Origin of the sequence: Bradyrhizobium sp. CCBAU 51765, from assembly GCF_015291725.1 — a bacterium.
Lineage (GTDB): Bacteria > Pseudomonadota > Alphaproteobacteria > Rhizobiales > Xanthobacteraceae > Bradyrhizobium > Bradyrhizobium liaoningense.
The window spans coordinates 1862027-1884803 of record NZ_CP030038.1; the positions used below are offsets into that span (position 1 = coordinate 1862027).

Annotated in this window: 21 protein-coding genes; 12 read left to right on the forward strand and 9 right to left on the reverse strand. The window is 64.6% G+C overall.

What is annotated here, in order from left to right; all coding sequences use genetic code 11:
* Nucleotides 1–8 precede the first annotated feature (8 nt).
* The 4 genes from XH96_RS08735 (at nucleotide 9) to XH96_RS08750 (ending at nucleotide 4634) form a co-directional block, all read left to right on the forward strand.
* The gene (locus tag XH96_RS08735) at nucleotides 9–1832 is read left to right on the forward strand and encodes an ABC transporter permease (RefSeq protein WP_194392147.1); all 1824 of its coding nucleotides are present in this window, start codon (nucleotides 9–11) and stop codon (nucleotides 1830–1832) included.
* A complete protein-coding gene (locus tag XH96_RS08740; protein ID WP_194392148.1) occupies nucleotides 1832–2680 on the forward strand; it encodes an ABC transporter ATP-binding protein in 849 nt (282 codons plus the stop codon). The genes XH96_RS08735 and XH96_RS08740 overlap by 1 nt, the downstream gene beginning before the upstream one ends.
* Entirely contained in the window at nucleotides 2677–3417 is a 741-nt protein-coding gene (locus XH96_RS08745) for an ABC transporter ATP-binding protein (protein ID WP_194392149.1), read from the forward strand. Before XH96_RS08740 ends, XH96_RS08745 begins: the two co-directional genes overlap by 4 nt.
* 128 nt (nucleotides 3418–3545) lie before the next feature.
* Nucleotides 3546–4634, forward strand: a complete 1089-nt coding sequence (locus tag XH96_RS08750; protein ID WP_194392150.1) for a HoxN/HupN/NixA family nickel/cobalt transporter — start codon at nucleotides 3546–3548, stop codon at nucleotides 4632–4634.
* 10 nt (nucleotides 4635–4644) lie between these two features.
* Here the strand turns inward: XH96_RS08750 and XH96_RS08755 are convergent, their stop codons facing one another.
* Together XH96_RS08755 and XH96_RS08760 are read right to left on the reverse strand one after the other, a co-directional pair.
* Complete coding sequence (locus XH96_RS08755; RefSeq protein WP_194392151.1) at nucleotides 4645–6159, reverse strand: ATP-binding protein; 1515 nt, start codon at nucleotides 6157–6159, stop codon at nucleotides 4645–4647.
* A 105-nt stretch (nucleotides 6160–6264) separates the two neighbouring features.
* Nucleotides 6265–7083, reverse strand: a complete 819-nt coding sequence (locus XH96_RS08760) for a YkgJ family cysteine cluster protein (RefSeq protein ID WP_194392152.1) — start codon at nucleotides 7081–7083, stop codon at nucleotides 6265–6267.
* A gap of 459 nt (nucleotides 7084–7542) precedes the next feature.
* Between XH96_RS08760 and XH96_RS08765 the strand changes: the two genes are divergently transcribed.
* Complete coding sequence (locus XH96_RS08765) at nucleotides 7543–8127, forward strand: LysE family translocator (protein ID WP_194392153.1); 585 nt, start codon at nucleotides 7543–7545, stop codon at nucleotides 8125–8127.
* Between the two features lie 25 nt (nucleotides 8128–8152).
* On the opposite strand, the gene XH96_RS08770 is transcribed toward XH96_RS08765, so the two are convergent.
* Nucleotides 8153–9217 carry a ketopantoate reductase family protein gene (locus XH96_RS08770; protein ID WP_194392154.1) on the reverse strand — a complete coding sequence of 355 codons (1065 nt, stop codon included), beginning with the start codon at nucleotides 9215–9217 and terminating at the stop codon, nucleotides 8153–8155.
* Between the two features lie 645 nt (nucleotides 9218–9862).
* On the opposite strand from XH96_RS08770, the gene XH96_RS08775 reads away from it, so the two are divergent.
* Nucleotides 9863–10951, forward strand: a complete 1089-nt coding sequence (locus XH96_RS08775) for an alpha/beta hydrolase (protein ID WP_194392155.1) — start codon at nucleotides 9863–9865, stop codon at nucleotides 10949–10951.
* A 79-nt stretch (nucleotides 10952–11030) separates the two neighbouring features.
* Here XH96_RS08775 and XH96_RS08780 read toward each other — a convergent pair whose 3' ends face one another.
* On the reverse strand, nucleotides 11031–11510 hold the full coding sequence (locus tag XH96_RS08780; RefSeq protein ID WP_061877151.1) for a MarR family winged helix-turn-helix transcriptional regulator: 480 nt from the start codon (nucleotides 11508–11510) through the stop codon (nucleotides 11031–11033).
* Nucleotides 11511–12024: 514 nt separating this feature from the next.
* Between XH96_RS08780 and XH96_RS08785 the strand changes: the two genes are divergently transcribed.
* A complete protein-coding gene (locus XH96_RS08785) occupies nucleotides 12025–13566 on the forward strand; it encodes a porin (protein WP_194392156.1) in 1542 nt (513 codons plus the stop codon).
* Nucleotides 13567–14657: 1091 nt separating this feature from the next.
* On the opposite strand, the gene XH96_RS08790 is transcribed toward XH96_RS08785, so the two are convergent.
* From XH96_RS08790 to XH96_RS08810, 5 genes are all read right to left on the reverse strand, one after another.
* Nucleotides 14658–15293, reverse strand: a complete 636-nt coding sequence (locus XH96_RS08790) for a MarR family winged helix-turn-helix transcriptional regulator (RefSeq protein ID WP_194392157.1) — start codon at nucleotides 15291–15293, stop codon at nucleotides 14658–14660.
* Between the two features lie 584 nt (nucleotides 15294–15877).
* Nucleotides 15878–16039: a hypothetical protein gene (locus tag XH96_RS08795; RefSeq protein ID WP_194392158.1), complete on the reverse strand. Its 162-nt coding sequence runs from the start codon at nucleotides 16037–16039 to the stop codon at nucleotides 15878–15880.
* Nucleotides 16040–16100: 61 nt separating this feature from the next.
* On the reverse strand, nucleotides 16101–17441 hold the full coding sequence (gene fliI / locus XH96_RS08800) for a flagellar protein export ATPase FliI (RefSeq protein WP_194392159.1): 1341 nt from the start codon (nucleotides 17439–17441) through the stop codon (nucleotides 16101–16103).
* Between the two features lie 42 nt (nucleotides 17442–17483).
* Entirely contained in the window at nucleotides 17484–18212 is a 729-nt protein-coding gene (flgF, locus tag XH96_RS08805) for a flagellar basal-body rod protein FlgF (RefSeq protein WP_194392160.1), read from the reverse strand.
* A gap of 3 nt (nucleotides 18213–18215) precedes the next feature.
* Nucleotides 18216–19004, reverse strand: a complete 789-nt coding sequence (locus tag XH96_RS08810) for a DUF1217 domain-containing protein (protein ID WP_194392161.1) — start codon at nucleotides 19002–19004, stop codon at nucleotides 18216–18218.
* Nucleotides 19005–19146: 142 nt separating this feature from the next.
* Here XH96_RS08810 and motA point away from each other — a divergent pair, with 142 nt between their 5' ends.
* The 5 genes from motA (at nucleotide 19147) to XH96_RS08835 (ending at nucleotide 22770) form a co-directional block, all read left to right on the forward strand.
* The gene (motA, locus tag XH96_RS08815) at nucleotides 19147–20043 is read left to right on the forward strand and encodes a flagellar motor stator protein MotA (protein ID WP_194392162.1); all 897 of its coding nucleotides are present in this window, start codon (nucleotides 19147–19149) and stop codon (nucleotides 20041–20043) included.
* Nucleotides 20040–20981, forward strand: coding sequence for a flagellar motor switch protein FliM (locus XH96_RS08820; RefSeq protein ID WP_061877144.1), 942 nt, complete (start codon nucleotides 20040–20042; stop codon nucleotides 20979–20981). The genes motA and XH96_RS08820 overlap by 4 nt, the downstream gene beginning before the upstream one ends.
* Nucleotides 20962–21276 carry a hypothetical protein gene (locus XH96_RS08825; protein WP_035670167.1) on the forward strand — a complete coding sequence of 105 codons (315 nt, stop codon included), beginning with the start codon at nucleotides 20962–20964 and terminating at the stop codon, nucleotides 21274–21276. Before XH96_RS08820 ends, XH96_RS08825 begins: the two co-directional genes overlap by 20 nt.
* A 76-nt stretch (nucleotides 21277–21352) precedes the next feature.
* Nucleotides 21353–21727 carry a flagellar motor switch protein FliN gene (gene fliN / locus XH96_RS08830; protein ID WP_061877142.1) on the forward strand — a complete coding sequence of 125 codons (375 nt, stop codon included), beginning with the start codon at nucleotides 21353–21355 and terminating at the stop codon, nucleotides 21725–21727.
* 2 nt (nucleotides 21728–21729) lie between these two features.
* Complete coding sequence (locus XH96_RS08835; protein WP_035670173.1) at nucleotides 21730–22770, forward strand: flagellar motor switch protein FliG; 1041 nt, start codon at nucleotides 21730–21732, stop codon at nucleotides 22768–22770.
* Nucleotides 22771–22777: the final 7 nt, after the last annotated feature.

A 22777-nucleotide genomic window follows, 5' to 3' on the forward strand; every position in this document is an offset into this window, starting at 1 on the left:
ATCATCGCTTGTCATCCTGGCTCGACTACACGATCAACGGGCTGATCGTCGGCAATGTCTACGCCCTCGTTGCGGTCGGGCTCGCGCTGATCTTCGGTGTCAGCCGGCTGATCAACTTCGCGCAAGGATCGATCTATCTGGTCGGGGCCTATATCGGCTGGGTCGCGGTGGTGCGGCTGCATACACCGCTGCCGCTGACCATCATCGTGGTGGCGGCGGCCACCGCGGTGGTGGGCTTGATCATCGAGCGGTTCGGCCTGCGTCCGCTTCAGAACTCGGTGCGCATCGCGCCGCTGCTCGCGACCATCGGCATCAGCTTCGTGCTCGATCAATTGGTGATGCTGACCTTCTCGCCCAATCCGCGCGCGCTGCCGAGCCAGCTGCCTGACGTCCGCTTTCAGCTCGGCGGCGGCACCATCGGACCGCTCGATCTCCTGATCGCCGGCGTCGGGCTCACCAGCGCGCTGCTGCTGTTCGTGTTCCTGCGCTACACCAAGCTCGGCTGGGCGGTGCGTGCCACCGCGCAGGATCGCGACGCCGCCATGCAGATGGGCGTCGACGTCAACCGCGTCAATCAGGCGGTGTTCGGCATCGCGGCCGCGCTCGGCGGCGTCTCCGGCATGCTGGTCGGCATGTACTACAACCAGATCGACACCGCGATGAGCCTGCAGGCGACGCTCAAGGGCGTCGTGGCGGAAGTGGTCGGCGGCGCCGGCAACGTGCCGGGCGCGGTGATCGGCAGCCTGCTGCTCGGACTGGTGGAGAGCTACGGTGTCGCCGTGTTCGGCACCAGCTATCGCAATCTGTTCGCGTTCCTGCTGCTGGTCGTGGTGCTCGTGCTGCGCCCGAACGGCCTGTTCGCCAGCGCGCGGCAGGCCCCGCCCGAGCCGCTCACCGGCACCTTCATCGCGCCGAGCCGTCCGGTCCGCATTCCGCGCTGGGCCCTGTTGGTCGCGGCAGCTGCTTTCGCGGTGCTGCCGTTCTTCCCGGTGTCCTCCTACGTGCTCCAGACCCTGATCAACGCCTGGCTGCTCGGCATGCTCGCGCTCAGCCTGACGCTGGTCGCGGGCACGATCGGCCAGGTCTCGCTCGGTCACGCCGCGCTGCTCGCGATCGGCGCCTACACCTCCGCGCTGCTGTCACTGACGCTAGCCGTTCCGGTCGGCCTTGCCGTCATCGGCGGCGGCCTGATGAGTGCTGCGCTCGGCACACTGTTGATCTCGCCGTCGTTCCGCCTGCGCGGGCACTATGTGTCGATTGCGACACTCGCCATCGGCGAAATCGTCTCGCTGGTGATCCTGAATTGGGAGAGCGTCACCCGTGGTCCGATCGGCATTTCAGGCATCCCGCCGTTGTCGCTGTTCGGTCATGACCTGATCAGCCCGCTCTCGGTCTACTGGTTCAGCTTCGCGGTGATGCTCGTGCTGGCCCTGGTGCAAGGACGGCTGCTCGGTTCGCATCTCGGCCGCAGCTTTCGCGCCATCCGCGACGATGACATCGCCGCACGTGCCTATGGCCTCAGCCTGAACCGCTACAAGTCGCTGGCCTTCATCTTCGGCGGTTTCGCCGCCGGCGTCAGCGGCGGCATCGCCGCGCATCTGTATTCCTACATCAACCACGAGACCTTCAACACGCAGCAATCCATCCTGGCGCTGACGGTCGTCATCCTCGGCGGCCTCGGCAACGTGGTCGGCGCGATCGTCGGATCTGTCGCATTGGTCGGCTTGCCCGAACTCTTCCGTATCGCGGCGGAGTACCGCATCCTGATCTATGGCATCGTGCTGCTGCTGCTCGTGCGGTTCAGGCCGCAGGGCCTGTTGGGGACGATCTGATGGTGGAGCAGCTTCACTCGATGCTGTCCCTGCGCGGCCTGACGCGCCGTTTCGGCGGCCTCACCGCGGTCGACGCCATCGATCTCGACCTCGCCAAGGGCGAACTCGTCAGCATCATCGGCCCGAACGGCGCCGGCAAGACGACACTGTTCAATCTCGTGACCGGGCTCGACCGGCCCGACGATGGCACTGTCCGCTTCGAAGGCCAGGACATCACCGGTCTCTCGCCGGAACGGCTCGCGGCCGAAGGCATCGCCCGCACCTTCCAGCTCGGGCGCGTGTTCGGCAATCTCAGCGTCATGGACAACGTTCTGATCGGCGCTCACACGCGACTGCGTGCGGTGAAGCCGACGGTGCCGGTGATCGGCCCGCTGCTGGAGTTGGGCCTTGCGCTGTTGCGACCCGCCAGCGTCAGGGCGGAAGAAGAACGGTTGCGCGAGGAGGTAAAGGTCATTCTCGCCCGCTTCGGCGAGCGGCTGCTGCCGCGGATCGACCAGCCCGCCTATAGCCTGTCCTACGCCAACCGCCGCCGTGTCGAGATCGCGCGTGCGCTCGCCTTGAGGCCGCGCCTCTTGCTGCTCGACGAGCCCACCGCCGGCATGAACCCGACCGAGACCGCGGAGATGCAGGGCCTCGTCGCCGAGCTGAAGGCGGAAGGGCTGACCATCCTCCTGATCGAGCACAAGCTGGAGATGGTGATGCGCCTGTCCGACCGCGTCGTCGTCATGGACGAGGGCAAGAAGATCGCGGAAGGGCCGGGCGAAGAGGTGCGTGGTGATCCCAAGGTGATCGAGGCCTATCTGGGCCACGGGCTATCAGGGACGACGGAGCAGGAGAGTGCGGCATGACGAATCCTTCGCCCGACCCGCTGCTGGCCCTCTTCAACGTCAACACCTTCTATGGCCAGGCCCAGGTGCATTTCGACCTGTCGATCACAGTTGCGCGCGGCCACATCGTATGCCTGCTCGGCGGCAATGCCAGCGGCAAGTCGACGACGATGAAGATCATTCTCGGTCTGGTCAAACCGCGCTCGGGCGAGGTGACGTTCGACGGCGCCTCGCTGATCGGCCTCTCCACGCCGCAGATCGTCCGCCGCGGCATCGCCTCGGTGCCGGAGGCGCGGCGGCTGTTCGCGGACATGAGCGTGCGCGAGAACATCCTGATGGGCGCCTTCGTGCGCAACGACCGTGAGGCGGTGGCGCTGGATCTCGACCGGATGCTGACGCTGTTCCCGAAGCTCGGCCAGCGGCTGTCGCAGCGCGCCGGCTCCCTGTCCGGCGGCGAGCAGCAGATGGTGGCGATGGCGCGCGCGCTGATGAGCCGGCCGCGCATGATCGTGATGGACGAGCCGACCATGGGCCTGTCGCCGCTCTACGTCGACCGCGTGCTGGACCTGATCCGCAGCATCAACCAGGTGGGCGTCTCGGTGTTCATGGTCGAGCAGAACGCCAGCCTCGCGCTCGAGATCGCACATGAAGCCTATGTGCTGCAGACCGGCAGAATCGTGCTGTCAGGCCCGGCGCGGGCGCTGAAGGATGATCCGCGGGTGCGCGATGCCTATCTCGGCGGCTCCGAGGCAGCGTAGCTGTTCGAGTGCCTGACGCGCCCTCGGGCGGCTGAGCGGGCATGACGAACCCTCTCCGGGACTAGCCAGTGTGACCAATCTATGAAAAAATCATACCGTTGGCGCGACAGGGTGTGTGGCGGTACGGAATGAACTTGGTGACGAAATTGGTGCGGGCGGCCGAGCCCGGAACGGTGGTGCTGCTCGGCGGACTCATCGCCGCCAACGTCGCCGCATGGGCCTGGGCCTTCTCGCTGTTCGGCGACCGGCCGACGGTGATGGCAACGGCGCTGCTGGCCTGGGTCTTCGGCCTCCGCCACGCCGTCGATGCCGATCACATCGCCGCCATCGACAATGTCGTGCGCAAGCTGATGCAGGCGGGCGGCGCGCCGCGCAGCGTCGGTCTCTATTTCGCGCTCGGCCATTCCACCGTGGTCGTGGTCGCGACCATGCTGCTGGCGCTCGGCGTCGTGAGTCTTGGCGGTGACAGCCTGCTCAAGGAGATCGGCGGTCTGATCGGTACGTCGGTGTCGGCGCTGTTCCTGCTGGTGATCGCAGCCATCAATCTCGCCATCTTCGCCGGCCTGTGGCGGACGTTTCGCATGGCGCGAGAGCAGGGCGTTCACGATGCCGCAGGCCTTGATGCGCTTCTCGCCCGTCGCGGCGTGCTGGCGCGGCTGCTCGGGCCGCTGTTCCGCCTGGTGACGAAGCCGTGGCACATGTATCCGCTCGGGTTCCTGTTCGGTCTCGGCTTCGACACCGCCACCGAGATCGGCCTGCTCAGCATCTCCGCCAGCGAAGCTGCCCGCGGCGCCTCGCTCGCCGATGTCCTGGTCTTCCCGGCGCTGTTCGCCGCCGGCATGGCGCTGGTCGACACCGCCGATTCGGCGCTGATGGTCAGCGCCTATCGCTGGGCCTTCGTCGATCCCCTGCGCAAGCTCTGGTACAATCTGACGATCACCGGCGCCTCGGTCGCGGTGGCCCTGTTCATCGGCGGCATCGAAGCGCTCGGCCTGATCAGCGATCGGCTCGGCCTCTCCGGCGGCATGTGGACGCTGGTCGACGGCCTGAACGAGTCGCTGGCGAATGTCGGCTTCGCCGTGATCGCGCTGTTCGCGATCGCATGGCTCGCCTCGATCGTGCTCTATCGCCGCATGTTCTCGGATGACGGGCGACGTTCCGCGGACGCGGTAGAAGGCTTCGACGCGACCGAGGCCGTCGTGGTGAGACGTCCCTGATTCTACCGATTCAGAGCGAAGCCGCGCTCTGGACCTGTTCCACCGGCAAGTCATCGGCGTTGGGATCACCCGGCGCCGTCGCCCAAGCGAGCTCCACCAGGGTCACGATCCGGCGTCCGCCGCCGTCGAGCTGGCAGACGATCAGGCCCTGCTCCTCCATGTAGCCGAGCAGCCGCTGCGCGCGGCGTAGCGAATGCGAGCCGTAGGCGCGGGCGATCGCAGCATCGCCGGGACAAGGCCAGCCTTCCTTGGCCGCGCGCGCGATCATCATGAACACGCCCTGCATGTCGTCGGGCAGGATCGAGGCGCGCAGCGCGACGTCCTGCCAGGCGTCGTCTTCAGTGAGATCCGTGCCGAGCCCGGCGCGCGCATGCGTCAGCATGCGGCGGAATTCGTTGAGGTCCGGCACCGCCGCGCCGAGGCCCTCGATGCGGCAGCGGACCACGAACTCCTGATAGAGCACGCCGATGGCGCGGAAGCCGGCATCGGGCTCCGCCAGCACGGCGCGCAAGGTGCGGGCGACGCGTTCGCGCCGCTCGGCGAGTTCCTCTGCGCTCACCGGCACCTCGGCCACCTCGGGCCGGATCTCCGGCGCGGCGGCCGCCTTCGCTGCGCGAAGCTGCTCCAGCAGATCCGGCGCAGGCCGGCGCTGCGGCCGGCTGGCATCGGGCAGTGGTGCTGCCAGGATCACCGCGCGCGCATCTTCCAGCATCGCCTCCGGCAGCGGCATCAGCCGCGGCGTCGAATTTCGCGGACTTGTGTCGGTCGGGCCGATGTTCAGGCGCAGCGGACGGCGCGACAGCGCAGGTCCCAGCGCCATGAACTGTCCGCGCTCGAGATCGCGAAAGGCTTCAGCCTGCCGCCGCTCCATGCCGAGCAGATCGGCGGCGCGCGCCATGTCGATGTCGAGGAAGGTCCGTCCCATCAGAAAGTTGGAGGCTTCCGCCGCGACGTTCTTGGCGAGCTTCGCCAGCCGCTGGGTCGCGATGATGCCGGCGAGCCCGCGCTTGCGGCCGCGGCACATCAGATTGGTCATGGCGCCGAGCGACAGTTTTCGCGCCTCGTCGGAGACTTCGCCGGCAACGGCCGGCGCGAACAGCTGCGCCTCGTCGACCACCACCAACATCGGATACCAATGGTCGCGGTCGACGTCGAACAGGCCGCCGAGGAAGGCTGCGGCGCGCCGCATCTGGTTCTCGGCGTCGAGCCCTTCGAGATTGAGCACGGTGGAGACGCGATGCAGCCGGGCACGCTCGCCCGCGACCTGAAGGCCGCGCTCGGTATGGTCCTCGGCCTCGATCACGAGATGGCCGAAGCGCTCGGCCAGCGTCACGAAGTCGCCCTCGGGATCGATGATGGCCTGCTGCACCCACGGCGCGCTCTGCTCCAGGAGCCGCCGCAGCAGGTGCGATTTGCCGGAGCCCGAATTGCCCTGCACCAGGAGGCGGGTCGCCAGCAGTTCCTCGAGGTCCATGGCGGCCGCGGCGCCTGCCGTGGTCTGCCCCATCTCGATCGCAACCGTCATGTCCCCGACTCAAGTCCCCATCATTCGCGGACAGGGGCTTATCAATCCCGTCGCGGCGCGTCGAGCGGCGCTGGGCGAATCAAGCCGCGTTGCCCACGACGGGGTTCAGGCGTGCCCGGATAGCCGTAGAAGCGCGGGCCGATAGGGGACGTGCGGATCATCGTCCTCGGTCTCGGGGATCGCGCAGGAGCCGAATTCCTGCCTGATCCGCTCGATCTCGGCGATTCGCTCGTGCAGCCGCTGCAAATGCTCCGGCGATGTCGCCTTCCAGAATCGGAATGTGTCGGCCGTGAGCGGCAGGAAGGCGGTGCCGAACGGCGTCGGATCGGGAACGATAGTGCGTCCAAGCAGCAGGAATCGCTCGGTGGCGGAGACGACGAGGGTGGCATAGCCGCGGTTTCCGATCCGCCTGATGCCATTCAGCGACCATTCGGCGAGCTTGCTGAAATATGGCTCCCCGCGCCAGCGATCCGGGCAGCCGTCGTCGACGGTGACATTGACGGCGTCCTGGCTGAAATGCACGACGAGGCCGGCCGTCTCGGGAAACCAGTCGTCGTCGAGATGGCCTTGCAGCCAGGCGCACGCGAATGAGCGGCACATTTGCGGGCGGCGGTCATAGATCGTGCACCCCGTGCCCGTTTGCCAATGCCGGCACAGCTGGTTCACCGGCTTGTCGACCGCGGCCACTTCGAGGATATCGCAGCAGGCGTTGCACGATCCGCATTGCCGGGCCGGCCGGGTCGTCTTCGGCAGGCCGGTCGCGCGAAAGCCCCGTCCGTCGCGGACCAGCAGCTTCTGCTTCTCCAGCGTATTCAACGCGCGTTCGATCTTGAGACGGGATAGTCCGGTGGCGTCGATCACGCCCTTCATCGTCGTCGCGCCCGCCTCCACTGCGCGGACGACGCTCAGCATCGCCTGATCCATTCTTGTTGTTCTTGTCTGGCTATCTCAGCAGTGCATAGCGATCGCGCCGGAACAAGCGGACCGGCTAACAGGTTACGAAAACCTGACTTAGAAACGTATCTTGCTCATCTCCCCGTGGCAGGGCAAGACGCCGTCCCCGTCCTGCGCGCATGCAACGTCTGCGCGAATGAAGGACCTGCACGTGTGCGAGCTGATTTCACCTGGAAATCGGCTCGCTTTGCCCGCGAAGCGCCGGGCATGGCGACAGGCATGCGGTCGTCTCACGCAGTCGTGATATCAGCGATCCGCGCGCGGGGCGTGTGGACGATGAGGCGCAAGGATTGTCGTTGAGTTTGTGCCACACCGGGAACGGTGTCGCGCGGAAAGCTGGGTGAGCGGCAATGCAAAGAGGCGATTCCACGCCCGGCACGGAATGACGCAGATCAATATCCGTGAGCCCGAGGCCTGCTATTCGGCCGTATGACTTTTCTGACCTTCTTTGCGGCGGGCTATTTCCTGCTGGCGGTGCCGGGGCCGACCAACACTTTGCTCGCGACATCAGGCGCGGGGGCTGGCATCTCGCGCTCCCTTCATCTGCTCGCGGCGGAGCTGTGCGGCTATCTGCTGGCGATCACAGTGCTGCGGCTGGCGCTTGGTCCCGTCATCAGCGACGTCCCGATTGCGGCGGTCGTGCTCCGCGTCGCCGTGACCGTCTACATCCTGTGCCTCGCCGTCATGCTCTGGCGCGTCAACACGCGCGAGCTGCGCGAGGGGGCTGCGGTGACGTTCGGCCAAGTGCTGCTGACGACCCTGTTGAACCCGAAAGCGCTTGTCTTCGCGTTCCTGCTCCTGCCCCTGGGGGCCGGGCCGCTTGAACTATTGCCCTTGCTCGGCGCGATCGCGCTTCAGATCGTCACTGCCGGAGCCGGGTGGATCATTCTGGGCGCAACGCTCGGCCGCGGCGCCCGCCGCCTCGGGCATCCCGACCTGATCGCGCGCAGCGGCGCGGTCACGCTGGTCGCCGTCACCGGCATGATCTGGCTTCAATCGTTCCTGATCGCCTGAGCGCCGACGTCGCTGAAACGGCGCGCTATTGCGCGCCCGATCCACCCTGCACGATCTTCTCGTTCAGCTTCTGGTCCACGGTGTCGACGGTGCGGTCGATCTCGGCGTTCGGGACGCCGAGCTGATGCGAGATCAGTTTCACCAGGAGGTCGACGCGCTCGATGAAGGGCGCGCCGCTCGCGACCGCGCGCGCGGCCGAGGACGGCTTGAGCAGGCTCTCGGCAGCCTTCGCATATTTCGCGAACGGCACCTGGTCCTGCGGGTCGGCGCCGAGCCGGCGGGCGATCGCATCGACATGGTCGTAGATCGTCTGCGAGCGCTTGAGATCGCCGTGCACGGCATCGCGGATCGACTGCGGCTCGCTGGGCGTGATGCAGCGGTAATTGCCGGTCAGCAGCATCGACCATTTCGCCAGCGGCACGAACAGCGAGTCGAACACTTTCAGCTTCACCGGCACGTCGTGGCCGTCGAGCGTCACGGCGTCGATGTCGGCCTCGAGCTCGCGCAGCAGCTTGTTGTGCTTCTCGTCGGCAAAGACCGAGGCCTTGAAGTTGGTGGGCAGGCCGACATGAAGCACGTTGGCGGCTTCTTCCGGCGGGCGAAATGCCTGCGGATCGGGCGAGCACAGCGTCACCAGCCCCGGCTCGAACCGCTCCCACACCTGCGCATTGGTGTAGGCCTCTTCGAGGTCCATGTCGGCGAGTGCCGGAATCCGCTTCAGATAGGGCAGCGGCGGCATGTTCATGATCGACAGGCACGGCAGCTTCGCCGCGGCGATCTTGACCATGAGAACGCGCACCGTGTGGTTGGTGTATTGCGGCTCCTGCATCGCAAGGCCGACCAGATCGTAACGGGAAAGGTCGACATTGGCCGGCGTGACCGCATCGAGCTTGCCGGGCAGGTCGCGCGAGAAGATCGCACGGTGCACCGCCTCGTCGCGCAGCTTGATACGCACCTCGGTACCGTCGCGGTTGATCAGCTCCGCGGTCTTGGCGCGGCAGACCAGGGTTACGTCATGCCCTGCCATCAGCAGCTTCGTGCCCAGCAGGGAGCCGTAAGAAGCCCCAAGAATCAATATGTTGCGCGCCATGCTCCGTCCCTTTGAATGTGTACTGTTTTCAGCCCCTGCCCGTTCTCCGCGGGCGAGTTGGCGGCATGTAAGGCGAACTGCGGGAAGTTGGCAACTGGGATAATGCATACAAGGAGGCGCAGCTGCCTCGGAGCTGAGGCTCGGACCTTGTTCTTTCGAGGCGATTGAGCTTCCCGAATTGGGTTGGCGTTTCGGCTATTCCCCCCTCGTGGGCGCAACCGTCGTCGTCACACGCCCTTCGCGAGAGGCTGTCACAATGGAAGATCTTGGCCTCTCTCCTGCAGGCTTGGCACACGATGGTAATGCGCTGCACCCTTCACCACATCGTGCTTTCACAATCGAAGCTTACACAGGCATGACTCTTGTGCTGGCACGAGTGGTTTTGACTCGCCGGTCGCAACAAGAAACGACAAAGCCCGCTGCGTAAACCTCGCAGGTTGCGCGGCGCTAGACTGTGTATCAGCAACGGAGCTGGGGACGTGATGTTTGGGGTGAGCCGGCCGGGACCTTGTGCCCAAGCCTGCTCGTTTGGAATGCAGACCGCTTCACGCAGCAGCTTTGCTGCACGGCGCCGCGCGGAGCGGGACGCCGGCAAGTCTGGAGGCAAGTCCGGGCGATCGTTGGCGGCGTCGTTCGGGGGCTGACATGCAAGGTGAAACTTCGACTCATCGTTCGTGCGATGGCGCCGGACGAGGTCTCGCACACTTGCGGGATCAAGCTTTCCATTTCTTCGAAAGCCTGTCCGTCGCGGAGCTTGCGCGCGAGTCGCACCGGCATTTGTGGATCTCGGACTGGTTGAGGGTCGCCAACGACTACCGGACATTGGCCCAATCTGCGCGCGAAACGCGTTCGGCTCAGATTGCCGGGGAGGCGTGGCTGTGCTCGTTGACGGCCCTCGAAGTCGTCAGGAGTCTGTGTCGTCCGGGAGATGTCGAGAGTGCCGACCTCGCGGACGAGGTCGGCACCGGGCTGAGAGGCCTGGAGACAGAGGCTGGTCTGTCGATCGAGCGCGTCAAGATCGACTGCTTCGATCAAGGCGCGCTGGCTGGCTTTTTTCTGCCAGCGCTTCGTTACAGCTCTGCCGCGCCGGCGGTGATCTGCGTCAGCGACGACGATGCCACTCTGGGTTCGATGATAAGCAGGCTGTTGCCCGCCTCGCTTTGCGGGACCATGTCGCTACTGCTTGTCGATTCCAGCAATTCGACTGTTCATCGCTCCTTCAAGCAGGAGCACAGGCTTCAGTTCTGGTTGGACTATCTGGAATCCCGCCCCGATGTCGACCCGCGGCGGATCGGTATCTACGGCGAAGAGGCCGGCGCCGCTCATGCCTCCCGCCTTGCGCTCTCGGATCGCAGGATCGCGGCTGCCGTGTGTGACGGCGGGCTTGTGAGGCCGGTCATGTGTCAGGCGTCACTTCGCTGGATGACCGGCTTCGGGAAGGCCGTCCCTGACGAGGTATCAAGAGAGGCAATGCTTCCGCCGCGCCGAGTCCCGTGCCCGCTGCTCATGGTCGTCGGGAGCCGCTCCATGGTATGGGAGCAGGATGCTCTCGAGCTGCAAGCCGACTACCGGCGGATTGGAGCCGATTGCTCGGTCGTCGTGCCCAACAACGTCCCGCACCCGCTCGGCGAGGTCGAGAATTTCGTCGCCGTTGACGACTTCATTGTCGAGTGGCTCGCCAGCAAGCTCGGAACTGCCCGCAAGCTCGACCCGGTGACCCACCTCTACCTCTAGCCTGGTCCGGCGGCATTGCAGGCCCCCGCGGCGCGACGACGGCAGCGTCCGGCTCGCATTCTGGGCCGGCATCGGCCGATCAGGACGCGTCGATAGCCAGCAATCGCGCAGCCAGCCGGGCATTCTTGGCGATCATTGCGAGCGAAGCGTTCAATTCAGCCAGGGTCTTTTCGTCCAAATCGTTGAACATCGTCGAATTCAGGGCGAGCTTTCGCTTCGATAATTTCTCGATCTCGGTCGTCGCCTTCGCCGTGAGCGACATCAGGACGAAGCGGGCATCGTCCGCCGCCGGTCGTCGTGACAGAAAGCCGCCTTTTTCGAGGGTCTTGGTCTGGTTGGTCACGAAAGCCGGGTGGACCCGCAGCTTGTTGGCGATGTCGATCCCGGCGACGCCGCGCCCCTCGTCCAGTTCGGTGATCGCCATCAGGATCAGCCATTGCGGCTGGGTAATGCCCAGCAGTCCGGCCCAGCTGGTGTGAATGTTCTCCAGCTGCGAGTGAATTTCGACGACGTTCCAGACGAAGTCCATGATCGCCCTGTCGAGTTTCTTCTCGATCATCCAGCTGTCCCATTCTTATGCCCTAGAGCAGTGTTTTAGCCGGATATTGCGGAGCCGTCTTGGACTTCGCGTAAAGATGGAACGGTAGACACCGCATCGCAAAAACCAAATTCGACGCTTCGATGCTTGTAAAAAACAATTAATTAGATTACGTCTCCTCACACTCAGAATTTGCTGCTCTTGACCGTTGCGACAGGCAGCGATGTGAGACCTCCAAGAAAGCCCCCGGGATGCCCCCTGGGGGCTTTTTCTTTTGTTTAAAGCCACTTATTGCATGTGTTGGGGTCGCCTGTTGCGCTCGGGCAACACCCCCAGTCGAAGTTTCAATTCACCGGATCAACAAATTGAGGCAATGAATTTTATAAACTATACGTGAGGTACGACGGAGGGGGGGCACCTCACTGTCGTTTCAGTCCGGACCTTCAGTGCGGATCTGAATTGAACGGAAATTAAAGAGGGTTAAGCGGCCTCCACCGAGGAGCCGAGCCCCCTGAACCGACGTGGAGGTTTACCAATGAAGTTGACGAAGACGCTCTTTCTCGGCTCGGCAGCCAGCCTGATGGCCGTCACCGGTGCGTTCGCAGCCGATCTTCCCGTGAAGGCCAAGGCCGTCGAATACGTGAAGATCTGCTCGCTGTACGGCGCCGGCTTCTACTACATCCCGGGCACCGACACCTGCATCAAGCTGGGTGGTTACCTGCGCGCTGAAGTCGCGTTCAACACCAACAGCAACTACGGCATCTCGAACGGCGCTCCCGCCGGCGCGCACAACCGTCTGAGCAACTACTACTCGATGCGCGCTCGTCAGGATCTCAACATCGACACGCGCACCGCGACCGAATACGGCGTCGTACGCACCTACTTCGACGCGGTCTTCACCTGGACGACCGGTGGCTACGTCGGCACTGGCTCCGGTACGGGCACGACTGGTTACACAGCCACGACGGCTGGTACCACCACCATCAACTCGACCGACGGCGGCACCTCGGGTGGTTCGCTCGGCGTGTACTACGCTTTCATCCAGTTCGCCGGCTTCACCATGGGTAAGGCCGTGTCGCAGTTCGACGCGCCCTGGACCAACTATCCCGGCAACAACATCGACAGCCTCGTCGGCGGCAGCGGCACGGTCACTGGTGTCAACCAGTTCACCTACACCGCTGACTTCGGTCAGGGCATCACGGCGGCCTTCTCGGCCGAAGATGCCACGGCCTACTACCAGGCCGGCAACCTCAACATGACTGGCGCGACTGCCGCTGGCATGGTTGGCGGTTCGTATGGCTCGAACGGCATTGGCGGCTCGCGTTCGCCGAACCTCGTCGGTATGGTCCGTGTCGACCAGGCCTGGGGCCTGTTCCAGGCGTCGGTTGCCGCGCATGACAACCACGTCGCCTACTACGGCGCGACCGAGACCACTGGCCACCCCGACGACAAGTGGGGTTGGGCGGTTCAGCTCGCTCTGTCGATCAAGAACATCCCGACCGGCGCGGGTGACTCGATCAACATCCAGGGCGTCTACACGGACGGTGCGACCCGCTACAACTTCCAGAACCTGGCGGGCAGCTCCTACCAGATGTACGGCAGCTCGGGCACTGCCTACCAGAGCGTCGGCTTCGCCAATGCTCCGGATACCGTGTACGTCACGGGTTCGCAGCAGGAGACGGTCAAGACCTGGGGCTTCCGTGGTGCGTACACCCACAACTGGGATCCCTACTGGAACACCGCGCTCTACGGTGCTTACGCTCAGGCCCAGTTCGGCACGCTCGCCAAGACCACGCTCTGCGGCGCCAACGGTGCTGGCGGCGTGTTCGGCGGTCTCGCCGGTGTCACGGGTTGTAACCCTGACTTCGCCGTCGGCCAGATCGGTATCATCACCCGCTGGACTCCGGTCAAGAACCTGACCTTCTCGGGCGACTTCAACTGGACCCGTCTCGACCAGAAGTACTCGGGCACTGCCGTGCTCAGCCCGGCTGCCAACACGGCCAAGCCGACCGCTGTGTACGAGCTGAAGGACCAGGACAGCTTCACGCTGCTGCTCCGCGCCCAGCGCAACTGGTAAGACCTGTCGAAGCATTTCGACGAGCACCCGGCGGGAAACCGCCGGGTGTTTTTTTGTTGTGCGGTACGCGCCACGCAATTGGATCGTGTGTCCGATCGCGCGCTGCGAACATCCGGGCGTCCGCACCTCGGGCGCGATTGTCGGATGACGTTGCGTGCGCCCCCGGGAGAGGGGGACTTTGCTGTGTCGCCCTCTGTCAACCGGCTGTCGCGAAAATATTCCGCTTTACCGAAATTCGGAAATGACGTATATGGCGCCCATCCCGGCTCATTTCTTGAGGGGCGATCATGAGGTCGTCATTGTCGCGAGCCGGGCTTGCGGTGGACGCGGCAGCGTCGTGCACGAGAGGTGAAGGGCAGGGCGGATTGCTCTCCGTGAGCCCGAAACGCGTGCGGACGAGCGGCGCTGTCAGGTTCGTCGCGCCAGCATTTCGGCGGCAAAGTGCACAACGCCGTCGAACCCTGTGGCGCCAACGAACCGCGCGTACGGCAAAACCGTGTGGTCCTGGCCGTCGTTGCTACGGTCAAGCTCTTGCGGAGGCGGTGGTCGCGTCAACCGGCGCGGCGCCGGTGAATTTCGCAAGGACGAGGGAGGCCAGAACGAACTCGGCTCCCGGGAGAGCACGGCATAAGCCGTCCGACCATCGCGCAGGGAAGGCCGTGTGTTGGGCTTCACCTGTATGCTGCTGTGCGGTTTTCTGCGTGTGCTCTATGCGCAGCAGACCGCGGGTGCGAGCCGGCACCCGGTCTTCCCTGCGCCCTCTCGGCTCGAGAGGGAGGAACGACGAAGCAAAGCTCGGGCGAATTCGGCCGCGAGAACGCGAAGGCATGTCTGCAAGTTGAAATGCGGTGTTGGGACTGCGATGGCGCCTGTGCTCCGCAATTGCGAGTTGGAACCAGGCTTGAGGAGCAGACGCGCGCTGGATGAAACTTTGGAATCCCTCCAGAGATCGCACCGGATCTGCTTCGCTGCGCTCGCTATGCCGACGTGCTCCCGGGAGGGACACGTGCGCGTCTCGAAGAGATTCTTCCGCTGCGAGATCTTCTGCAAGTCTTGGGTCGTCATCCCAGGCTGCGGTCGGGTCGTCCGCCTCACCCCCGGCTCGCCACGCGCGCGGGGTCGAGATGCTGCTCGATCTTGGGGCGGTCGCGCGTGCGCTCGAAACTGGTGCAGAGCAGCTCGGTCTCCTCGAGCGAGACCGGCGCACGATAGAGCCGGCACATGAATTCAACGCTTGCACGTCCCTTACCGGTGCCCGGACCGCGCTCTGCGAGAAACATGCAGTCCCGGCAGATACTGGCATTGAGCCGCTGATGGGCTGCATCGAGGTGATTGAGGACCTCGCGGAGAGAGTCGCGCAACCTGATGCACTCGTCGGTCCCGAGCGAAGTGACCGCGTTCACCACGTGGTTGATCGGGTCGTGCTGGCTCAGGCATTTCTCGCCCTGGGCGGTGACGTGCAGGACGACAGAACGCTTGTCCTCGTGCGACGGCTTTCGCACCAGAAAGGACTTGCCCTCCAGAGTCTTCACGATCTGCGATGCAGTCGCCCGGGTGGCGCCGATGAAGCCGGCCAGCGCGGACGGGCTGCGCGAAAATCTGTTGGCGCGGCCGAGAAAGCGCAGCGCCATCCACTCCCGATCGCGCAATCCATGCTGATCGCCTTCGAAATACCAAGCCCTCGCCGCCTGAACCAGCAGCTCGACGGCTTCTCGCGCCAACGGCATGGAATCTACCTCGTCCCCGGAACTTTGTCTGCGGCGCCCCGGAGCCGCTCTGCGCCCTGAGTGTGCGACGAGCCTGTCGTGCCGAACTCTCGTTCAAAGGCATGGACCGCAACGCGCCGCACCTTGGCCGTTGCGGAACGCATCGTCCGGAACGAGAGGCTGCGTCGATGGCATGCCAGCAGCGTCGTCGTCGCGCGGGAGCCCGGATTGCCGTCACCGGCAGACGGTGGATCGGAGTGGTTCAACCGAAGCCCCCAAAGTTCAAGTCACAGGCAGACGTTTCTTATACTCGAGCGAAACGATGAATGAGCTTCTCAACAAAATCAAGTCAAGACGCTCGCTGAGACTGGATGTCGTCGTAAGCAGCTGTAACGTTCAAGACAATCGCGCTCTTCGGGACACATGATGGTGAATGCAATGCGCGACCCGACGAGCAACATGCGCCCGATTTGCGAGCGGCTGATTGCGCGGCATGTTGTTGTCTGTCGTCGACGCAAATTGACCGAAGCTTGTGCACGACGATGATGTGTGTCGGCACGTCATCCACAACTTGTGCGTTCCGACGCAGAATCGCCCAAGGGAACTCACAGGAATTGCACGTGGCGGTTGTCGTCGCCGTGCTCGCAGAATCGTCGCGCTGGATCGCTTGAACCGCGGTGGCGCGCAGTGCTCACCCGAACGGTGACGGCCTCATGACGGAAATCGGTGATGGATCTGGAACGCATGCGCGGGAAGCGCAACGCCATGCGCAATCTCCTGTCGAAAACCACGAGCAGGACGGGCGGCAGGCGCCTCTCATACGCCGCCTCACCCTTCCGTTCGCTGGTCGCCCTTGAGCATGTCCCGGAGCTCGCGGAACGGATCGGCGCTCGGCGGAGCCGAAGCGCCTTGCCGCATCGCGTTGTAGATTCTCGGAACCATGTCGACCGCCTGATCGAGACCCGAATCACGTCCCGACTGATATCCGCCCATCAAGCGAAGATCGCGCGTGTCCTCGTATTGCGCGATCATGGCGCGCAGCTTGCTCACCAATTCGCGCTCCTCGGGGTCCCAGACGTTATGGGCGAGGCGTGAGACCGACGCCAGAACATCGACGGCCGGATAGCGCGCCTGGTCGGCGATGTGCCTGGAGAGCACGATGTGCCCATCGAGCGTGCTGCGGATGGTGTCGGCGATCGGCTCGTTGTGATCGTCGCCGTCGACCAGCACAGAGAAAATCCCGGTAATCGTGCCGGATCCCTCCTCGCCAGGACCGGCGCGCTCCAGGAGACGCGGCAAATCGGTGAAGACCGTCGGTGCGTAGCCGCGCGCGACCGCGGGCTCCCCGGCGGCGAGCGCGACCTCACGGGCCGCATGGGCGAAACGGGTGATCGAATCGACCATGAGCAGGACCGATTCGCCCCGGTCACGGAAATATTCGGCGACCGCCATGGCCGTCTTCGGCGCCAGCCGCCGCATCATCGGGCTTTCGTCTCCCGTCGACACGATGGTGACGGCGCGGTGACGGTCGGAGCCCAGCACGTCCTCGATGAACTCGCGCACCTCGCGGCCGCGCTCGCCGACCAGGGCCAGTACGACGGTGTCGAAGCCCTGGCTGCGGGCGAGCATCGCAAGCAGCGTCGATTTGCCGACGCCGGAGCCGGCGAAGATGCCGACGCGCTGGCCGGCGCAGATCGGCGAAAACAGGTCGATGACGCGTACGCCGGTGCGCAGCGGCTTGTGCACGCGAGCGCGCTTCATGGCCGACGGCGCCTCCGCTTCCGCCGAGACCGCCTGGGGTCCCTGGATGAGGGGGCCCTGTCCGTCCAGCGGTGCGCCGAGGGCGTTGATGACGCGGCCCTTCCAGCTCGGATCTGGCGCGAAGGACAGGGGCGGCATCCGGTAGGCGACCGAGCCGAGCCCGCCGGCAAATTGCCGGTCGAACGGCTTGGCAACGATGCCGTCGCTGTCGATCCGCACCACCTCGCCGATCTGGCGCTTTCCGGCCGAATTGACGCCGATGAGCTCGCCGAGCCTGACGAAGCGCGACAGGCCGGACACGCGGAAATGCGTCGGTGCGATCTCGGAGATCGCGCCGCTGACGCTTGCCAGGGGAGTGCTCTGCTGAAGCTCCAGCAGCGCCCACTCGAGTTGCCGAAGAGCGTTCAAGGAAACCGTCCAACCTCAATCTCGACGCGCGCGAGGCGCAGTCTACTTGCCGGGTTCGCCGAGTGTCCGGATCGCATTCTGGAGCGAGCCCTCGGTGCCCTCGATCATCGAATTGGTGCCGTCGAAGGCGCGCGAGGCCGAGATCAACCGCGTCAATTCGAGCATCGGATTGGCGCCGGAGCCCTCGACATAGCCCTGCTTGAAGCCGTCCCGGGAGAAATCGGCAATGGCGGTGGCTGGCCGGTCGGGCGTCACGCCGGAATTGCCGTAGCGTTCGAGATTGGCGTCGGGCGGAATGCTGAACAGGCCGATGGTGCCGATCTCGTTGTTGTCCTGGGTGATCGCGCCGCTGCGCGCGATCGAGATCGGTCCCCCGTTGGGGTCGAGCGTGATCTGCGCGCCGCCGGAATCGACGACGGGGAAGCCGCTCACGGTCTGAAGGTCGCCGTTGGGAGCGATCTGGAGGCGGCCGTCACGCGTGTAGACCGTGCCGTTCGGACCGGCGAAGGCGATCCAGCCCTGTCCGACCACGGCGACGTCGAGCGGGTTGCCGCTCTCGGTGATGCTGCCCATCTCGCGGGAGATGATGTTGTCGCCGGGCGAGGAGAACGCCACCGGCGTCGGGCCCGCCTTGGAGAGCACGGTCTCGAACTTCACCACGTCGGTGCGGAACGCCGCCGTGTTGACGTTGGCGACGTTGTTGGCGATCGTCTGGAGGCGCTTTTCGAGGGCGACCTGCGCCGACAATCCCACATAGAGGGCCGATTGCATGGCTTACCTGTTGAACTTGATGTTCTGAAGTGTCGTGAGCATGTTGGTATCCATGCTGATCGACGTCGCGGCACCGGCGATCAGGACCAGCGCGGGGTTGGTCGAGGTGTCGTTCTGGGCCTGGGTCGCGTCCCACATCGCCGCAAAGCGCTGCACGAACTTGGTGACCTTGGCCGGATCCTGGAAGTCGGTGAGATCGATCTTGCTCGCGATCAGCTTGGCCTGCGCGTCGATGTCGGCCGAGCTGATCGTCGACGGCAGGCCGAGCGCGGTCTGAACCACCTGCGTCAACGCCTTGTCGGCGAGGATCTGGTAGGGGGTCGTGATCGTGGAAGCCTTGCGGGTGAAATACAGCGCCAGGCGCAGGCCTTCGTTCTGATTGCCGGCGTTCTCTTCCATCGTCTGGGTGACGTATTGGGTCGCGGTGCCGGTCGTGGCTGCCGTGGTCTGCGTTGCCTTGTCGCCGAGGGCAGCGAAATTGAAGGCGGTCGCGAATTGCCGGTAGCGGGTATCGGTCAGCTTGTTGGCGAAGGCGTCCTTGCTCGCAACGCCCTCGGTCAGCACCTTGCGCATGAACGCCTTGGCGTAGGTCATGTCGCTGAGGCCGTAGGCCTTCATCGCGTACGAATAGAGGCGATAGTCCTTCAGGAAATCGTCGATGGTCTTCACGTTGCCGATATGGCTGAGGAAATAGTCGGTCTCGCGGCTGACGTCAGGCTGCTGTGCGACCTGCGTCAGCGACTTGCCCATGTCCTTGGTCAGTCGGGTGTAGTCCGCGATGGTGGATAGCATGACGCGCGCCCCTCTGGCCGCTGTTGCGGCTTCGCCTCAAACTGCCGCGAATTGCTTGCGCGAGGCTGGCGACGAAGAAGCCAGCCTCGCGCAAGCGTGGCCGACTAGATATTCCCGATGGGATCGGCGATGGAGCGGCGCGTTGGGCAGTTTCGTGGGGATTTTCATCACGGTAGCGGCACTGCTCGGCGGCTTTGCAGCCATGGGCGGGCATCTGGCCGTGCTCATGCAGCCGTGGGAATTCGTGATCATCGTGGGCACCGCGGTCGGCACCTTCATCGTTGCCAATCCCTGGAAGACGGTCGTGGACACCGGCGTTGCCTGCATGCAGGCCATCACCGGCGCGGTGCCGGGGCAGCGCTATTATCTCGATCTGCTCGGAGCCCTGCATGCCCTGATGCGTGAGCTGAGGGGCAAGGGCCGCAACGAGGTCGAGGCGCATATCGACGATCCCTCGTCCTCCGAGATCTTCAAGGCGTTTCCGAGCGTGCTCGGCGATCCTTCGCTGCTCCAGTTCATCTGCGACTATGTCCGCCTTATCATCATGGGCAACGCGCGCACCCACGAGATCGAGGCGCTGATGGACGAGGAGATCCATACCATCGTGAAAGGCAAGCTGGCGCCCTATCATGCGCTGGTGGTGGTGTCCGAAGCGCTGCCGGCGCTCGGCATCGTCGCCGCCGTGCTCGGCGTCATCAAAGCGATGGGCGCGCTCGATCAGTCGCCGAAGCTGCTCGGTGGCTTCATCGGCGCCGCCCTGGTCGGCACCTTCGCCGGCATCTTCCTGTCCTACGGCGTGCTTTCGCCCTTCGCTATCAAGATCAAGATGACTCGCGAGAAGAAGTGCCGGCCCTACATCATCGTCAAACAGACGCTGCTGGCATTCATGAACGGCGCCATGCCGCAGATCGCGGTCGAGCACGGCCGCAAGATGATCGCGAGCAGCGAGCGTCCCTCGATCGACGTCGTCGAGAACGAGACGATCGCAGGTCCCAAGCCCGTCGCGGTCGAGGCCGAACCCAAGGCCGCACGCGCATGATGATGGAAGACGCCGAAGTGGATCAGCGCAAGCAGCTGCCGAACTACCTGCTGGACGCCGCCGGCATATCGATCGATCGTATGCCGATGCTCAATGTGATCTTCGATCGCATGGCGGCATCGTGCACCGACAGTCTCCAGCCGATGGCTGGAACACCCTGCTATTTCTCGGTCAACGGCATCACCAACGACCGCGTCGGCGACATCATCAAGGATTACGAGGCCAACGCGGTCGCGGCGGTGCTCTATGCCGAGCAGTGGGATTCCCGCATCATCATCATGCTCGATCGTGACTTCGTGTTCACGATGGTCGAGGCGATGTTCGGCTCCGACGGCGCCGAGCCGCCGCTCGACGTCGAGCGCTCTTTCTCCAATATCGAGCTCCGCCTGGTGCAGGCGCTGTTCGAACGGTTCGCCAAGGCGCTGCAATCCGCCTTCGCCGGCACTTCGAACGTCACCTTTCGCGTGGAGCGGGTCGAGACGGCGATGGCTTCGCTGGCAATCGGGCGAAGCGGCAACATGTCGATCTGCGCGAACATCATGCTGCAGGCGCTCTACCGCGGCGGCCAGATGTTCCTCATCATCCCGCACTCCGCGCTCAATCCGCTCCGGCAGAAGCTTGCTCATGTCGTGGTCAGCGACGGTCGCGCGGCCGACCCACGCTGGCGCGAGCAGATGGAGAGCGAGGTCCATCGGACCGAGGTGACGCTCAGCGCGGTGCTCGACGAGAAGACGGTGTCTCTCGGCGACGTCGTGAAGTTCCAGGTCGGGCAGGTGCTCGAGCTCGAGGCCACGCCGCGCACGCTGGCCCGTCTCGAAAGCAACAATCAGGTGCTGTTCTGGTGTCAGATCGGCCAGCTTGACGGCTATTACGCCATGCAGGTGGCAGATCCGGTCGACCAGAAGCGGGAGTTCGTCGATGATATCCTATCTCGTTGATGCCGTGCTGCTGATCGCGCTCGCCTTCACCAGCATGAGGGTGACAAGGATGCACCGCGAGCTGGCGCGGCTGCGCAGCTATCAGGGCGAATTCTCGACCATTGTGCACGAGACGGCGGGCGCCTTCGACACGGTCATCACGGCGGCGCACGATTCTACAGCAAATCTCGGACGGCTCGCCAACGTGCTGAGCACGAAGATCGATCAGGCGCACGAGGCGATCGCGGCGCTCGATGCCAGAAGCGGCCTCGCACCCGCCGCGACCGCGGGCGGTGCCGACCTGAACAAGCATTGAAGCCGAAGCCGGCAGGACGACTACGATCGGAACGCCACGGCGCTCCGGCAGCGGACATACCAAGAGGCGATACCAGATGGCGCAATCCTTCGACTATGAATCTGCACCCGCATCGGCAGAGGCCGAAACGTCTCCCCTTGAGCGGCTGGCGGAGATCGCGCAGCGCACGGCCGAGGAGACCGGCAAGTTCGCCAATATCGACGCCATCCTGCGGATCCCCGTCACCATGCAGGTGGTGCTCGGCTCGGCGACCATTCCGGTGGCGAACCTGATGAAGCTCGGCCGCGGCGCGGTGGTTCCGCTCGATCACCGGGTCGGAGAGCCCGTCGACGTCGTCGTCAACGGCCGCATCGTCGCCCGCGGCGAGGTGGTCGTCGTCGAGGAGGACAATTCCCGCTTCGGCGTCTCGCTCACGGAGATTGTTGGTCCGCTGGGCCAGGGTGATACCTGATCATGGCGGCACCGGTCGGCATCGCGCCAGCCAAGCAGCGAGGTGTTACCACGCTGGGCGGCACGGAAAAGGTTGCCGCGCTCCTGCTGGCGATGGGCCGGCAGGCGGCGGCGAGCGTGCTGCAGCAGTTCGAGCCGCAGGAGATCCGCATCGTCACCAAGGCGGCGGCGGAGCTGCGGCCGATCACTGCGCAGGAGCTCGAGGGAATCGTCGAGGAGTTCGCCCAGCAGTTCTCGATGGGCGCCAACATCCTCGGCACCCTCGGCGGCCTGGAAGCCGTGCTCGGCGATGTGCTTCCGGCCGACCAGGTCTCGCAGATCATGTCGGATCTGCTCGGCAATTCGAGCCGGTCGGTATGGGACCGCGTCTCGTCGGTGTCTGAAAACTCGCTCGCGAGCTATCTGTCCAAGGAGCATCCGCAGACGGCGGCTCTGATCCTGTCCAAGGTCAAGCCGGCCTGCGCCGCCAAGGTGATGAGCCAGCTGCCATCGAGCCTGCGCAACGAACTGATGCGGCGCGTTCTGAGCCTCAAGCCGATTGTCGACGACGCCATGCGCATCATCGAGAAGACGCTGCACGAGGACCTGACGCTGAACTTCGCCCGCAACCTCGGTGCCGACACTTACGCCCGCGTCGCCGACATCATCAACAAGATGGAACGCGGTCATATCGAGGACATGCTGAAGAGCCTGTCGGAGAAGCGGCCGAAGTCGGCCGAAGTGCTCAAGGAGCTGCTGTTCACCTTCGACGACGTGGTCAATTTGACGCCGAAGGCGCGCACCATGATCTTCGACCAGGTGCCGACCGATCGCATCGTCGTCGCGCTGAAGGGAACCGACAAGCATTTCCGCGAGCTGATCCTGTCCTCGGTCGCCTCGCGCGTCCGCCGCGTCGTCGAGCACGAGCTCGCCATCGGAGAGCCGTCGAACCAGCGCGACGTGCTGGAGGCGCGACGCGTGATCACCGATCTTGCGCTCGAGCTGGCGGAGAAGGGCGAAATCGAGCTCAACCCCGAGCAGGAGGATGAGCTGGTCTTCCGCTGACCGCTGA

Coding starts and splice junctions, on each gene's coding strand:
- fliN (WP_061877142.1), top strand. CDS start 21,353: ATGGCGCAATCCTTCGACTATGAATCTGCACCCGCATCGGCAGAGGCC.
- XH96_RS08780 (WP_061877151.1), bottom strand. CDS start 11,510: ATGATCGAGAAGAAACTCGACAGGGCGATCATGGACTTCGTCTGGAAC.
- XH96_RS08785 (WP_194392156.1), top strand. CDS start 12,025: ATGAAGTTGACGAAGACGCTCTTTCTCGGCTCGGCAGCCAGCCTGATG.
- XH96_RS08765 (WP_194392153.1), top strand. CDS start 7,543: ATGACTTTTCTGACCTTCTTTGCGGCGGGCTATTTCCTGCTGGCGGTG.
- XH96_RS08790 (WP_194392157.1), bottom strand. CDS start 15,293: ATGCCGTTGGCGCGAGAAGCCGTCGAGCTGCTGGTTCAGGCGGCGAGG.
- XH96_RS08770 (WP_194392154.1), bottom strand. CDS start 9,217: ATGGCGCGCAACATATTGATTCTTGGGGCTTCTTACGGCTCCCTGCTG.
- XH96_RS08795 (WP_194392158.1), bottom strand. CDS start 16,039: ATGGCGTTGCGCTTCCCGCGCATGCGTTCCAGATCCATCACCGATTTC.
- flgF (WP_194392160.1), bottom strand. CDS start 18,212: ATGCAATCGGCCCTCTATGTGGGATTGTCGGCGCAGGTCGCCCTCGAA.
- XH96_RS08750 (WP_194392150.1), top strand. CDS start 3,546: ATGAACTTGGTGACGAAATTGGTGCGGGCGGCCGAGCCCGGAACGGTG.
- XH96_RS08820 (WP_061877144.1), top strand. CDS start 20,040: ATGATGATGGAAGACGCCGAAGTGGATCAGCGCAAGCAGCTGCCGAAC.
- XH96_RS08775 (WP_194392155.1), top strand. CDS start 9,863: ATGCAAGGTGAAACTTCGACTCATCGTTCGTGCGATGGCGCCGGACGA.
- XH96_RS08760 (WP_194392152.1), bottom strand. CDS start 7,083: ATGGATCAGGCGATGCTGAGCGTCGTCCGCGCAGTGGAGGCGGGCGCG.
- XH96_RS08745 (WP_194392149.1), top strand. CDS start 2,677: ATGACGAATCCTTCGCCCGACCCGCTGCTGGCCCTCTTCAACGTCAAC.
- XH96_RS08825 (WP_035670167.1), top strand. CDS start 20,962: ATGATATCCTATCTCGTTGATGCCGTGCTGCTGATCGCGCTCGCCTTC.
- XH96_RS08835 (WP_035670173.1), top strand. CDS start 21,730: ATGGCGGCACCGGTCGGCATCGCGCCAGCCAAGCAGCGAGGTGTTACC.
- XH96_RS08755 (WP_194392151.1), bottom strand. CDS start 6,159: ATGACGGTTGCGATCGAGATGGGGCAGACCACGGCAGGCGCCGCGGCC.
- XH96_RS08810 (WP_194392161.1), bottom strand. CDS start 19,004: ATGCTATCCACCATCGCGGACTACACCCGACTGACCAAGGACATGGGC.
- XH96_RS08740 (WP_194392148.1), top strand. CDS start 1,832: ATGGTGGAGCAGCTTCACTCGATGCTGTCCCTGCGCGGCCTGACGCGC.